This window comes from Streptosporangium sp. NPDC006930 (assembly GCF_040635605.1).
Classification (GTDB): Bacteria; Actinomycetota; Actinomycetes; order Streptosporangiales; family Streptosporangiaceae; genus Streptosporangium.
In genome coordinates, this window is the sequence record NZ_JBEYID010000005.1 from 273,537 (window position 1) to 286,438 (window position 12,902).

The following is a 12,902-nucleotide window of genomic DNA, read 5'->3' on the forward strand; positions in this document are numbered from 1 at the left end:
CTAGGACTCGGCGGCGACGATCGCGAGAGCCTGGGCCAGATCGTCGGGGTAGGTGGTGCTGAAGGAGACCCACTCGCCGGTGGAAGGGTGCTCGAAGGCGAGAGAGACCGCGTGCAGCCACTGCCTGCTCACCCCCAGGCGCGCGGCCAGGGTGGGGTCGGCCCCGTACAGCATGTCGCCGACGCACGGGTGGCGCAGCGCCGACATGTGGACCCGGATCTGGTGGGTCCGGCCCGTCTCCAGCTTGATGTCCAGCAGCGACGCCGCGCGGAACGCCTCGATCGTGTCGTAGTGGGTGATCGAGTCCTTGCCTCCGGCCACCACCGCCCAGCGACCGTCCCCGACGGGATGGCGGTCGATCGGCGCGTCCACCGTGCCGCGGTGCGGGTCGGGGTGGCCCTGGACCAGCGCGTGGTAGCGCTTGTCGACCGTACGCTCCTTGAAAGCCCTCTTCAGGTGGGAGTAGGCGTGCTCGCTCTTGGCGACGACCATCGCGCCGGTGGTGTTGGCGTCCAGCCGGTGCACGATGCCCTGGCGTTCGGCCGCGCCGCTGGTGGCCACCCGGTGGCCGGTGCCCAGCAGACCGCCGATCACGGTGGGACCGGTCCACCCGGTGGTCGGGTGGGCGGCCACACCGATGGGCTTGTTGACGACGACGATGTCGTCGTCCTCGTACACGATGTGCATTCCGGGCACGGGCTCGGCCACCGGCATCGGCGTGGTGGGCGGCGGCGGGAGGGTGACCTCCAGCCACGCGCCGCCGTGGACCCGGTCGGACTTGATCGCGGCCGCGCCGTCCACCAGCACGTCACCGGCGACGATCAGCTCGGCCGCGCGGGTGCGGGAGAGGCCGAACAGGCGTGACAGGGCGGCGTCGAGGCGCTCGCCCTCCAGCCCGTCGGGGACGGGGAGGCTTCGCCGGTCAGCCATCGCTGTTCTCCTTCGTTTCCTTCGTGGTCTTCTCGGCTCCCGTGTCGCGCGTGCCGTCGAGCTGGTAGCCCCGCCAGGCGAGAACGACCGCCAGGATGCCTCCGCAGACGACCGCCGAGTCGGCGACGTTCCAGACCGGGAAGTAGCCGGGGAAGGTCTCGATGAAGTCGACCACGTGCCCCTGGAAGGGCGAGGGCCTTCCGGGCCCGAAGCCCGAGGGCCAGCGGAAGATCCGGTCGGTGAGGTTGCCGAGCGCCCCGCCGAGCAGCAGGCTCAGCGTGATCGCCCAGGGCAGGCTGCGCAGGTTGCGCGCGGTGCGCAGGATCGCCACCACGACGGCGGTCGCGACACAGGTGAAGATGATCGTCATCCCGGTGCCGAGACTGAAGGCGGCCCCCGAGTTGAAGATCACCCGGAACTGGAGGAGATCCGGGATGACCACGAGCGGTTCCCTGCCCTCCAGGGTCCTGAGCACGAGGGTCTTCGTGGTCAGGTCGAGGGCGTAGATGACGGGGACGATCATCGCGAGTACGGCGATCCGCCGCCTCGGGAGCGGGGCGGCGGAAACCGCCCCGTCCTCGCTGTCACCGGTCAGCGGCGCTCCTCCCGCTGCTTGCAGGCCACGCACAGCGTCGCCCTCGGAAACGCCTGAAGGCGCTCCTTTCCGATCGGCTGATGGCACGATTCGCACACTCCGTAGGTCCCCGCGTCGATCCGGGCGATCGCTCGCTCGTTCTGCGCGACCAGGTCGCGCGAGTTCAGGGTAAGGGCGATTTCGCGCTCGCGTTCATACGTCCGGGCTCCGGCGTCGGCCTGATCGTCTCCCGCGCCGTCGGTGACGTCGCTCGACGCGATCTCCGTCTCTGCCTTGGCGATCTCCTCGGTGAGCTCTCGGATCTCCGTGGCCAGTTGCCCACGGACCTCCTTGAGCTCCTGGGCCGACCAGGTGACGACGGCGCCGTCCGGGGACGGCGCCACCGCGCTGTTGTCTGCGCGCACGGTCGCGGCCATGGCGGCCTCCTTGCTCGATGACCGTCTCCAATGTGGTAAGCGGTGCGGGCAGCTTAGGTCTTCTATAACAGAACGGCAAACGACCCGCCGCATTGTTTACCACTCCCGTAACATCCGGTCGCTTCCCCCTGATTCCGCTCAGCCCGCCTCAATAACGGGGAAGCTTCCGGGGAGCGGGTGCGTTATCGTGTGAGCCTGCAAGGCGTTGATGGGGACAGCAACCTCCGCATCCCCTCGCACGAGCGACCCGGGGACGGTGCGAGCCCGGGGCGAGGCGCGAAGGCACGATCACCCCGGAGCCGCCGGAAGAACGGCCGCGACGTCCCGGAGAAGATCCGCGGCGGCCCAGTAGACCCGGCAGCAGACCGAAGGAAGAGGGCCTCGCACGCGAGGTCAAGGAGGGTGGTACCGCGGGGCCCGACAGCCTCGTCCCTCCACGCCGCAGTCGGTTCCAGCGTGGAGGTCCAGCCCATCATGTCCGCCTATTTCCGTTCTCTTCCCGCGCAGGTCGATCTTCCCGCGCTTGAGCACGAGGTGCTCGACCGCTGGCGGGACGGCAAGATCTTCGAGCGCTCGGTCGAGCAGAACGCCGGCGGTCCCAACTGGGTCTTCTACGAGGGTCCGCCCACCGCCAACGGCATGCCCGGCGTCCACCACGTCGAGGCGCGTGTCTTCAAGGACGTCTTCCCCCGCTACAAGTCGATGCGTGGCTACAACGTCCCCCGCAAGGCGGGCTGGGACTGCCACGGGCTGCCCGTCGAGGTCGCCGTCGAGAAGTCCCTCGGCCTCTCCGGCAAGAAGGAGATCGAGGCGTACGGCATCGCCGAGTTCAACGACAGGTGCCGCGAGTCCGTGCTGAAGCACGTGGACGCCTTCGAGGAAATGACCGAGCGGATGGGCTACTGGATCGACCTGTCCCAGGCGTACCGCACGATGGACCCCGCCTACGTGGAGTCCGTCTGGTGGTCACTCAAGGTCATCTTCGACAAGGACCTCCTCACCCGCGACTTCCGCATCACCCCGTACTGCCCCCGCTGCGGCACCGGCCTGTCCGACCACGAGCTGGGCCAGCCGGGCGGCTACGAGACCGTCAACAGCCCGTCGGTCTACGTCCGCATGCCCGCGACCTCGGGGCCGCTCGCCGACCTTGGCGCCTCGCTGCTGATCTGGACCACCACGCCGTGGACCCTGGTCTCCAACACCGCCGTGGCCGTGCACCCGGACGTGACCTACGTCGCGGCCCGCCCCGCCGGATCCGACGAGGTCCTCGTCGTGGCAGAGCCGCTGCTCGCCTCCGCGCTGGGCGAGGACGCCGAGGTCCTCGCCTCCTTCCAGGGCGCCGACCTGGAGCACACCACCTACACGCGCCCCTTCGAGCTGGTCGACATCCCCGGCGCGCACTACGTGGTGCTCGGCTACTACGTCACCACCGACAACGGCACCGGCCTGGTCCACCAGGCGCCCGCCTTCGGCGCCGACGACATGGCGACCTGCAAGCGCTACGGGCTGCCCGTGGTCAACCCGATCGGCCCCGACGGCCGCTTCCTCGACGGCGTTCCCCAGGTCGGCGGCACGTTCTTCAAGGACGCCGACGAAGGGCTCACGGCCGACCTGCGGACGCGCGGCCTGCTCTACCGGGGCAGCCACTTCGAGCACAGCTACCCGCACTGCTGGCGCTGCCACACCGCGCTGCTCTACTACGCCCTCCCCGCCTGGTACATCCGCACCACCTCGATCAAGGACCAGCTCCTCGCCGAGAACGAGAAGACCAGCTGGTACCCCGAGACGATCAAGTGGGGCCGGTTCGGCGAGTGGCTGCGCAACAACGTCGACTGGTCGCTGTCGCGCTCACGCTACTGGGGCACCCCGCTGCCCCTGTGGGTCTGCACGGCCGACGACTCGCACGTCACCTGCGTCGGCTCACTGGACGAGCTTGGCCGCCTGTCCGGTCAGGACGTCTCCGCGCTCGACCCGCACCGCCCCTACGTGGACGACGTCACCCTGCCCTGCCCCACCTGCGGCAACGAGGCGCGCCGGGTGCCCGACGTGATCGACGCCTGGTACGACTCGGGCTCGATGCCGTTCGCCCAGTGGGGCGCCCCGTACCAGAACGAGGAGATGCTCGCCAAGGCATACCCCGCGCAGTTCATCTGCGAGGCCACCGACCAGACCCGCGGCTGGTTCTACTCGCTGATGGCGGTGGGCACGCTCGTCTTCGGCAGGTCCTCGTACGAGAACGTGCTCTGCCTCGGCCTGATCCTCGCCGAGGACGGCCGCAAGATGAGCAAGCACCTGGGCAACGTCCTGCAGCCGATGCCGCTGATGGACCAGCACGGCGCCGACGCGCTGCGCTGGTACATGGCCTGCTCCGGCTCGCCGTGGGCGGCCCGCAGGGTGGGACACGGCGCCCTGGAGGAGATCGTCCGCAAGGTCCTGCTCACCTACTGGAACACCACGTCGTTCTTCACCCTGTACGCGAACGCGGAATCCTGGTCGCCGTCCCAGCTGTCGGCGGCGCCCGCGTACGACGAGCGCCCGCTGATCGACCGCTGGGCCCTCGCCGAGCTGCACAGGACCGTGGACGAGGTCACCGCGTCGATGGACGTCTTCGACACCGCCCGCGTCGGGCGGCGCCTCGCCGAGTTCCTCGACGACCTGTCCAACTGGTACGTACGGCGTTCCCGGCGCCGCTTCTGGAGCGGTGACCCCGCGGCGTTCGCCACGCTGTACGAGTGCCTGGAGACGGTCACCCGGCTGATGGCGCCGGTGGTGCCGTTCACCACCGACTACGTGTGGGACGTGCTCCGCGACGCCGACGCCCCCTCCTCGGTCCACCTCGCCTCCTGGCCCGAGGTCAACGGCGAACTGCTGGACCCGGAGCTGTCCGAGCGGATGGCGCTGGTCCGCCGCCTGGTGGAGCTGGGCCGCTCGGCCCGCGCCTCCAGCGGGGTCAAGACCCGCCAGCCGCTCGGCCGCGCCCTGGTCGGCGCCCCCGGCTGGGCTGCTCTCCCCCCGGAACTGCGCGAGCTGATCACCGACGAGCTCAACGTGAAGGATCTGGAGGACCTGTCCGGGATCGGCGCGGACCTGGTGTCCTTCACCGTCAAGCCCAACTTCAGGGCGCTGGGCAAGCGGTTCGGCTCGCGGACCAAGCTGGTCGCCTCGGCCGTCACCGCCGCCGACCCCGCCGAGCTCGCCCGCGCGCTCCGTACCGGCTCACCGGTCCCGGTGGAGGCGGGAGAGCTGGGCACCGTGGAGCTCGGCGCCGACGACGTGATCGTCACCGAGCAGCCGAGGTCCGGCTGGGCGGTGGAGGCCGGGGCCGGTGAGACGGTCGCCCTCGACCTGACCATCACCGACGAGCTGCGCCGCGCGGGCCTGATCCGCGACGTCATCCGCCTGCTCCAGGACACCCGCAAGTCCACCGGCCTGTCGATCGCCGACCGGATCGACGTGTGGTGGTCCACCGGCGACGCCGACCTGGCCGAGGCCCTGCGGACCCAGGGACAGGCGGTGGCCGACGAGGTCCTCGCCGTCTCCCTCACCGAGGGCGGCGCCGACGACCTTCCCGTCCACGGCGACGCGGAGCTGGGCCTGACCTTCCAGCTCCGCCGCACGACGACGACGGTCTGACCGGTCCGATCGGCTCAACCGGTCGGACCGGCCTGGGAAGGCCGGCGAGACCGGACGCGGCCGGGGTTTTCCTGGATGTCATCCAGGAAAACCCCGGCCGTCATGGTTCACAGCGGTACGGATGTGCGGCGGCGGAGCCGGTAAGGGTCGGGTGTCCGGCCTGCCCGGTCAGCTCACGTCCGGCGGTCGATCCGGCAGATCGGGCAGTTGCTCAGACCGGCCCGCTCGGCCTCGGCTCGGGTCGTGGTCTCGATGCCACTGCCGCCCACGCTGGCACCCTTGACGAGAGGGCAGTCGGAGTCGTGGAAACGGCGGGTGCCCGCGATGACCGTGACCGTCTCGCCGTCCGTCTCCCGTTCCTCGGTCGCGGGGCGCGGCCGGTCCTTGATGGCGGGGATACCACCGGGAGAGGTGTCGTCGTCGCGATCATCGGAGGCGCCGCTGTCATCGCGGCCGTCGCGGGAGGAGGTCCCCGCGCCGGCTTCGGACCTCACGTCGGTCGAGGCATTCTCGGGTGCCGGATCGGGTTCGGTTGAGGTGGAGTCGGCCGCTACCTGCCGCCCGGCGCGCCCGGGTGCGGTCTCGGCCGGCTCCACCGGCTCGGGGGTGCCGACCGCGGCGGAGTCCTCTCGCCCGGAGGAACCCGAGGGCTCCGGAGAGGTCTCCCGCCCGGCGGTCGTGGCTTCCGCTTCCGCGGAGGAGGCGTTCTCGCCGGGGACGGCCTCTGCGTGGGCCTCCCCGCCGTCGGACCCGCCCTTCGCGGAGTCGGCGGACGTGGCCTCGGCCGGTCCGCTCCTGGTCGGTTCGTCCTTCGCGGGCTTGGTCCAAGCGGGCCTGGTGGGCTCGACCTCGGCATGCTCGGGCCCGGTGGACCCGGACTTCGCGGGCGCGACCACGGTGGTGTCCGGCTCATCGGGATCGGATGCCCCGGCCCGGCTCGCGGAGGCGTCCGTGGCCGACGTACCGGAGGAGCCGGGGGCGGCGGGCTCGGGTCCGGCCTTCGCGGAGTCAGGCTCCGGCTTCGCCGAACCGGGCTTGGCCGAGGTGCCCACGGCCCCGGCGGAGGCCTCCTGGCTCTCCCCTGACGCCTGCGCGGCCACATCACGGCTGAACCAGCTGGTGGCCTCGGAGGCGGCGTGCGGGATCTCGGGGATCTTCGGCAACTGGATCGCCGGTCGGGTGGGCTGCTCCGCCGGGCGGACCGGAGGGCTCGCGGGCTTCTGGGGCTGGGACTGGGGCCGGGGCTCGGAGGACCGCACGTAGGGCCTGGCGACCGGGACGACGGGGTCCTGCTGGGAGGGCTCGGCTTCTGGACGCCCGGTCTCCTGGCGGGACGCGGTGCTCTCGCGACCGCCTTCGGAGCTTTCCGGCCTGGCGGGCGCGGCGTCGCGCCTCGCGACCGGAAACGCCGGAGATTCAGCCCTGGTCTGCGAAGCCTCGAAACGGCCCTGCGGTGCCGCTGTCTCGGGCCGCTGAGATTCGGGCCGCTGAGCCTCGGACCTCTGCTGTTCGCCGGACCGCTGAGATTCGGAGCGCTGGGCCTCGGGCCGCTGAGGTTCGGGCCGCGCGCCGGGGGTCTGCCCGCCGGACGAGACCCCACCGGACGGAGCGGTGGGCTGCACGGGCCGGTACGGGGAGGTGAAGCGGGCGGTGGCCTCGTGAGCACCTGGCTCGCGAGCACCGGCGACGGGGCCGGACTCCCGAGAGGTGGTCAGAGGCTCGTCGGGCTTCCCCGCCTCGGGCGAGGTCTCCCGCGGCTGGGGCCCGGAGGTGGAGTCGGCGGGCAGGCACGTGGTGCAGGGCGTGAAGCCCTCCTCCAGCGCCTCCTCGTGGGTGAGCTCCTCATGATCCCTGCCGACCAGCTGGCGGCATCCCGCGACGTGATAGCGCTTACGGCCGGGGATGACCAGCACGATCGCCTCGGGGGCCAGGGCGCCCCGCCTCGCCGCAGCGGTGGCGGGCCCGGCCACCGGGCCGCGTCGCGGCTGGGTCGGGGCCACGGGCGCCTGCTGCATCCCGTGCCGCACCATCATCTGCTGTGGCGCCGAAGGATGGTTCGGCACCCCGTGCGGCGCGGGCAGTGGCCCGGCCGGCATCGGTCCCTTCTGGGGAAGGGGCTGAGATGCCCCGGCGTCCCCGCCGGGGAACAACTCGTGGCGGCGCAGCAACGCCCCGATCACCAGGAAGACTGCGGACAGCACGCTGACCGCGATCGACCACATGACCAGAAATGGCTTGGCCAGCACGAACCCCGCGATGAGCAGGACGATGGCCGTGAGTACCAAACCGGCGCTGATAAGGATCACAGAGAGACTCCCGGGTGCGGGTCAAGGGGATGACCCGACACCTTAGCGGCGGTCGTTGTGAGGACCGTCAACACCCTGGAAGGCACCGGAGTGCTGCGAGGGGTCACCGCCGAACGGGTTGGGCGCGCTCTGGAGGGTCGGCTGACCGCCCTGAGCCACCGCGTGGGACATCGCCGGAGGCCCGCTCACGATCGGGAATCCGCCGCTGCCCTCGGCAGCCACGTTCAGCTCCGCGAGCTGGTTCTCCAGGTACAGCTTCAGGCGACTGCGATACTCGCGCTCGAAGCTGCGAAGCTCCTCGACCTTGCGCTCAAGCTCGTCGCGGGTCTGCACCAGGGAACCCATGGCCTGGCGGTGCCGCTCCTGCGCGTCACGCTCCAGCGTCTCGGCTCGGGCACGCGCGTCACCGATGACCTGCTCGGCCTGGCGACGTGCCTTGCCGAGGATGTCGTCGGCCTCGCGGCGCGCCCGGGTCACCGTCTCGTCCGCCTCCCGGCGGGCGTCGGCGATAGCCTGGTCGGCGGTCTGCTGGGCGAGGGCGAGAACGCGGGCCGCGGTGTCCATGTTGTCCTCGGCCGGAGGCATTCCCATCGCGACGGGAACGGGCTGCTGATGCTGCACCGGCTCGGGAGCGCGCATGGGCTCCGGCTGCTGCTGCATCATCATCTCGGGCTTGGGCTCGGCGATGGGGGCGGGCGCCATGGCCATGCCCATACCGCCGGGGACCTTGCCCCGCAGGCACTCCGCCAGCTTGGCGCGGAGCTCCTCGTTCTCCTGAATGAGACGGTCCAACTCGGACTCGACCTCATCGAGGAAGGCGTCTACCTCTTCCTCGTCGTAACCCGGCCGAAGGCGGGTCGTACTGAATTGCTTGTTCCGCACATCGGCGGGTGTCAGCGGCATTTCGGTCTCCTTGGCGCGCTTGGAGTCTGTCCGGGGGGACGGTACCCGATCAACGAAGCGCGGACACGAGTTGGATCAAGACCAAGACCACAATGAACAGCACTGTGAAGCTTAGGTCAAAGGCCACCGTACCCAACCGGAGTGGTGGAATGAAACGGCGGAGGAACTTGAGAGGTGGGTCGGTCACCGTGTATACGGCTTCCGCCAGCACCAGGACGATGCCGGTGGGGCGCCACTGGCGCGCGAACGCCTGCACCGTCTCGAAGATCATTCTGCCGATCAGCAGGACGAGGTAGATGGACAGGACGAAGACCAAGATCCCGCTAACGATCCCCACGGTCCGTGCCCGCCTCCACTTCGCTCTGCCGTCCTCTGGCCCGTCGGGACCTGTTAGGCCGGTCACTGTTCATGATGGAACTCTAGCTCTGGTTGAAGAATCCGCGTTCCGCGATTCGAGCCTTGTCCTCGGCGGTCACCTCGACATTGGCTGGGGACAACAGGAACACCTTGTTCGTAACACGTTCGATGCTGCCGTGTAGGCCAAAGACGAGACCTGCCGCGAAATCAACGAGCCGCTTGGCGTCACTGTCAACCATCTCGGTCAGATTCATGATGACCGGGGTGCCGTCACGGAAGTGCTCGCCGATGGTCCGCGCCTCGTTGTACGTGCGGGGATGCAGGGTGGTGATGCGCGCCAGATCGGTCGTACGGCGCTCCAGAAGGGCCGTCGCGGGCCTCGGGGCGGGGACGCCGGAGTCGGTGTCGTCCTGGAGGTCGTGGACCGTGCCAGGCCGTTCGTCGCCCTCGCGGCGCGCGTCGTCGAACTCCTCGTACTCGTCGTCGGGGTAGCTGTCGTATCTCTCGTAGCGGTCGTCCTCAACAAGACCGAGGTAGACCGCCATCTTGCGCATCGCGCCGGCCATCGCTACTTCTTCCTCCGTCTTACTTCAGATGTGCCCCAGGGGGCCAGCCCGACCGCCCTGAGCTCACCACCGTTCGACCGCTGTCCGGACACGTGGACGCCAAGGTCCACTTGAAGGGACATTACCTGACGAAGGGCTTCCTGCGACCGAGCAACGCCGTACCAACACGCAGGTGTGTCGCACCGTTGGCAATAGCCTGGGATATATCCCCACTCATCCCCGCCGAGATGACACCGGCGCCGGGGTGAGCCCTCCGGACGGACCTCGCGATCTCCCTCAGCCTCGCGAACGCCCTGCCCGGCTCCTCTCCCAATGGCGCGACCGCCATCACCCCGCCCAGCTCAAGCCCCTCAGCTCCGGCGACGGCGTCGGCCAGGGCCTCCACCTCCTCGGGCCGCGCACCGCCCCGCGCGGGGTCGCCGTCGAGCGCGACCTGCACCAGGCAGGTGACCGGGCGTCCCGCCGCGAGCGCCTCCCGGCTGAGCGCGGCCACCAGGCGCGGGCGGTCGACCGAGTGGACGACGTCCGCGTACCCGACCACCGAGCGGACCTTGTTGGTCTGCAACTGGCCGACGAAGTGCCAGCGGAGATCGATGTCGGCGCATTCGCGCGCCTTGGCGGAGGCCTCCTGGTCGCGGTTCTCCCCGACGTCGGTGATCCCGAGTTCGGCCAGGAGCCGCACGTCGGAGGCGGGATAGGTCTTGCTCACCGCGATGAGCGTCAGCTCCTCGCGGTGACGGCCGGCGGCCCGGCAGGCTTGGGCGATCTCCGCCTCCACCCGGGCCAGCCCGGCCGCGATCTCATCACGTCGTGTTGTTTCCGTCACATCTCCGCCGCTCGGACGTCGGCAAACCGGCGGAGCCCATTCTTCCCGGCACGGCCGGGCGGGTCGTCGCCGCCCCCACCGTGAGAGATGTCACTTCAGGAAGTCGGGGACGTCCAGCTCCTCTTCCTGCTCCTCGAAGATCACCGGTCGGCGCCGGGCCGGGTCGGTGGCCCTGGCGGAGATCGGCGTCGGCTGCGAGGGCTCGGGAGCCGGGCGGGGGATCGACAACGGCGGGGAGTGCGGCTCCTCCGCGCGGTGCGGCTCGGCCTGCTCCGCCGAGGACTGCGCCTGCTGGACCGGGTAGATCTGCTGCTGGGGCGTCGGCTCCGCCGGCGCCGGCTGCGGGGTGGCGACCGGTCGCACCGGAGGGGGCGGCGCGTGCTCCACCCTCGGCTCGGGGCGGGGCTCGGCCTTGACCGTGGGCGCCAGCGGGCGGACCGGCGCCGTCGCGGAGGGCGGGGCGGGGCGCGAGACGGACTGCGGGCGCGCGGCCGGCTGCGGTGCCTGCTTGGGCTCGGGAGCGGGCTCGTCGAACCCGGCCGCGATCACGGTGACACGCACCTCGTCGCCGAGGGCGTCGTCGATGACCGTACCGAAGATGATGTTGGCATCCGGCGCGGCGGCGGTGGAGACGAGCTGGGCCGCCTCGTTGATCTCGAACAGGCCGAGGTCGGAGCCTCCGGCGATCGAGAGCAGCACGCCGTGCGCGCCGTCGATGCTGGCCTCCAGCAGCGGGCTGGAGACGGCCATCTCGGCCGCCGCGACCGAGCGGTCGTCGCCGCGGGCGTGGCCGATGCCCATCAGGGCCGAACCGGCTCCGGACATGACCGACTTCACGTCGGCGAAGTCGAGGTTGATCAGGCCGGGCGTGGTGATCAGGTCGGTGATGCCCTGGACACCGGAGAGCAGCACCTGGTCGGCCGCCTTGAAGGCGTCAAGCACGCTCACCTGCCGGTCGGAGATCGACAGCAGCCGGTCGTTCGGGATCACGATGAGGGTGTCGACCTCCTCGCGGAGGGTCTCGATGCCGGCGTCGGCCTGCATCGCCCTGCGCCGCCCCTCGAAGCTGAACGGCCGGGTCACGACACCGATGGTGAGCGCGCCCAGCGTACGGGCGATGTTGGCCACCACCGGTGCGCCACCGGTGCCCGTGCCACCGCCCTCGCCCGCCGTGACGAAAACCATGTCGGCCCCCTTGAGGACCTCCTCGATCTCCTCACGGTGGTCCTCGGCCGCCTTGCGCCCGACTTCGGGGTTGGCTCCCGCGCCGAGGCCGCGGGTGAGCTCGCGCCCGACGTCGAGTTTGACGTCGGCGTCACTCATCAGCAGCGCCTGGGCGTCGGTATTGATGGCGATGAACTCGACGCCCTTGAGTCCCTCCTCGATCATCCGGTTGACGGCGTTGACTCCGCCTCCGCCGATTCCTACAACCTTGATGACCGCGAGGTAGTTCTGCGGTGCTGCCACGACGAGGGGCCTTTCCGCTCGTTGACTTGCAATTTCATGCGGCACGGGGCCCGTGCCGTCGTTTCCAAAACCCTCACCCTCAAGTTGAGATTTAGCTTTATGTCAACCTGAGGAGTGATACGGACAGTAGGAGTTGCGCTCCTGGCGGGTCAACTAACCGCGCCGCAAGCGTGTCCAGCGTGTCGCGGGCCGTCCTTTTCCGGGAACGCCCGCCATCCGATGAGATCACTTAACCGTCACGACGTCAGGCGAACTGACGTCATAGGTGTCAGCATGACGCTTGAGCAGCGTAACAAGGATCCGCGCCTTGTCTGCGGGGCGGTCGCCGCCACCCCACACGACCGCGCGGCCGTCCTTGAGACGCAGCGAGACCGTCTCCGCCGACGGCGCGAGCACCTCCGCGACCCGGCGGGCGAGATTCTGCGGCAGCGCGGTGATGACCTTGAGCGCCGCCGCGGTCGCAGGATCGGCCGGGCCCGGCCGAGACACCCTCAGCACGGGCAGTGCCGGGGGCGCGACGTTCCTGAGCTCGGTGACGATCCCGTGGCGGTCCATCAGCGCGGACCTGTCACCGACCGGCACCACCGCCACCGGCTCGCGCTCCACGACCTCGACGCGCAGGGTGCCCGGCCAGCCACGGCTCACCGTCACCGACTCCACCTGCGGGATCCTGCCGATCCTGCCCTCGACCTCGGCCACGTCGACGGTGGCTAGTGGCCTGTCCTCGGCCACCTCCGCCGCCTGGCGGATCTGCTCGGCGGACAGGCCCGCGTTGCCCACCACCTGGATCTCCCTCACCCCGAGCACCGGGGAGAAGAACACCAGCCAGGCGGCGATGCCCACCACCCCCACGGTGAGCAGGGCCAGGAAGGCCGACCTCCACACCCCGTTCATCGCCACTCC

The 12,902-nt window shown here is 70.3% G+C and carries 11 protein-coding genes; 1 reads left to right on the forward strand and 10 read right to left on the reverse strand.

Annotation, left to right across the window (positions count from 1 at the left end; genetic code table 11):
* The 3 genes from ABZ664_RS11940 to ABZ664_RS11950 are packed head-to-tail and all read right to left on the reverse strand — an operon-like array spanning position 1 to position 1,941.
* On the reverse strand, positions 1 to 930 hold the full coding sequence (locus tag ABZ664_RS11940) for an RluA family pseudouridine synthase (protein ID WP_362506946.1): 930 nt from the start codon (positions 928 to 930) through the stop codon (positions 1 to 3).
* Positions 923 to 1,558, reverse strand: a complete 636-nt coding sequence (locus ABZ664_RS11945) for a signal peptidase II (RefSeq protein ID WP_362506949.1) — start codon at positions 1,556 to 1,558, stop codon at positions 923 to 925. Before ABZ664_RS11945 ends, ABZ664_RS11940 begins: the two co-directional genes overlap by 8 nt.
* A complete protein-coding gene (locus ABZ664_RS11950; protein WP_362506952.1) occupies positions 1,522 to 1,941 on the reverse strand; it encodes a TraR/DksA C4-type zinc finger protein in 420 nt (139 codons plus the stop codon). The genes ABZ664_RS11945 and ABZ664_RS11950 overlap by 37 nt, the downstream gene beginning before the upstream one ends.
* Before the next feature lie 474 nt (positions 1,942 to 2,415).
* Here ABZ664_RS11950 and ileS point away from each other — a divergent pair, with 474 nt between their 5' ends.
* A complete protein-coding gene (gene ileS, locus ABZ664_RS11955) occupies positions 2,416 to 5,574 on the forward strand; it encodes an isoleucine--tRNA ligase (RefSeq protein ID WP_362506955.1) in 3,159 nt (1,052 codons plus the stop codon).
* 173 nt (positions 5,575 to 5,747) lie between these two features.
* Here the strand turns inward: ileS and ABZ664_RS11960 are convergent, their stop codons facing one another.
* From ABZ664_RS11960 to ABZ664_RS11990, 7 genes are all read right to left on the reverse strand, one after another.
* Positions 5,748 to 7,880, reverse strand: a complete 2,133-nt coding sequence (locus tag ABZ664_RS11960; protein ID WP_362506958.1) for a hypothetical protein — start codon at positions 7,878 to 7,880, stop codon at positions 5,748 to 5,750.
* A 42-nt stretch (positions 7,881 to 7,922) separates the two neighbouring features.
* Positions 7,923 to 8,783 (reverse strand): DivIVA domain-containing protein, encoded by an 861-nt coding sequence (locus tag ABZ664_RS11965; RefSeq protein WP_350948108.1) that lies wholly within the window; start codon positions 8,781 to 8,783, stop codon positions 7,923 to 7,925.
* A 49-nt stretch (positions 8,784 to 8,832) separates the two neighbouring features.
* On the reverse strand, positions 8,833 to 9,120 hold the full coding sequence (locus ABZ664_RS11970; protein ID WP_030909817.1) for a YggT family protein: 288 nt from the start codon (positions 9,118 to 9,120) through the stop codon (positions 8,833 to 8,835).
* Positions 9,121 to 9,202: 82 nt separating this feature from the next.
* Positions 9,203 to 9,706 carry a cell division protein SepF gene (sepF, locus tag ABZ664_RS11975; protein ID WP_362506963.1) on the reverse strand — a complete coding sequence of 168 codons (504 nt, stop codon included), beginning with the start codon at positions 9,704 to 9,706 and terminating at the stop codon, positions 9,203 to 9,205.
* Positions 9,707 to 9,827: 121 nt separating this feature from the next.
* Positions 9,828 to 10,532: a YggS family pyridoxal phosphate-dependent enzyme gene (locus ABZ664_RS11980; RefSeq protein WP_362506966.1), complete on the reverse strand. Its 705-nt coding sequence runs from the start codon at positions 10,530 to 10,532 to the stop codon at positions 9,828 to 9,830.
* Positions 10,533 to 10,622: 90 nt separating this feature from the next.
* Positions 10,623 to 11,999, reverse strand: a complete 1,377-nt coding sequence (gene ftsZ, locus ABZ664_RS11985; protein ID WP_362506969.1) for a cell division protein FtsZ — start codon at positions 11,997 to 11,999, stop codon at positions 10,623 to 10,625.
* 225 nt (positions 12,000 to 12,224) lie between these two features.
* Positions 12,225 to 12,893, reverse strand: a complete 669-nt coding sequence (locus ABZ664_RS11990) for an FtsQ-type POTRA domain-containing protein (protein ID WP_362506972.1) — start codon at positions 12,891 to 12,893, stop codon at positions 12,225 to 12,227.
* Positions 12,894 to 12,902: the final 9 nt, after the last annotated feature.

Bases quoted from the DNA above. Each gene is read 5' to 3' on its own strand.
- sepF (WP_362506963.1), bottom strand. From the start codon at position 9,706: ATGGCCGGCGCGATGCGCAAGATGGCGGTCTACCTCGGTCTTGTTGAG.
- ABZ664_RS11990 (WP_362506972.1), bottom strand. From the start codon at position 12,893: ATGAACGGGGTGTGGAGGTCGGCCTTCCTGGCCCTGCTCACCGTGGGG.
- ileS (WP_362506955.1), top strand. From the start codon at position 2,416: ATGTCCGCCTATTTCCGTTCTCTTCCCGCGCAGGTCGATCTTCCCGCG.
- ABZ664_RS11950 (WP_362506952.1), bottom strand. From the start codon at position 1,941: ATGGCCGCGACCGTGCGCGCAGACAACAGCGCGGTGGCGCCGTCCCCG.
- ABZ664_RS11940 (WP_362506946.1), bottom strand. From the start codon at position 930: ATGGCTGACCGGCGAAGCCTCCCCGTCCCCGACGGGCTGGAGGGCGAG.
- ABZ664_RS11965 (WP_350948108.1), bottom strand. From the start codon at position 8,783: ATGCCGCTGACACCCGCCGATGTGCGGAACAAGCAATTCAGTACGACC.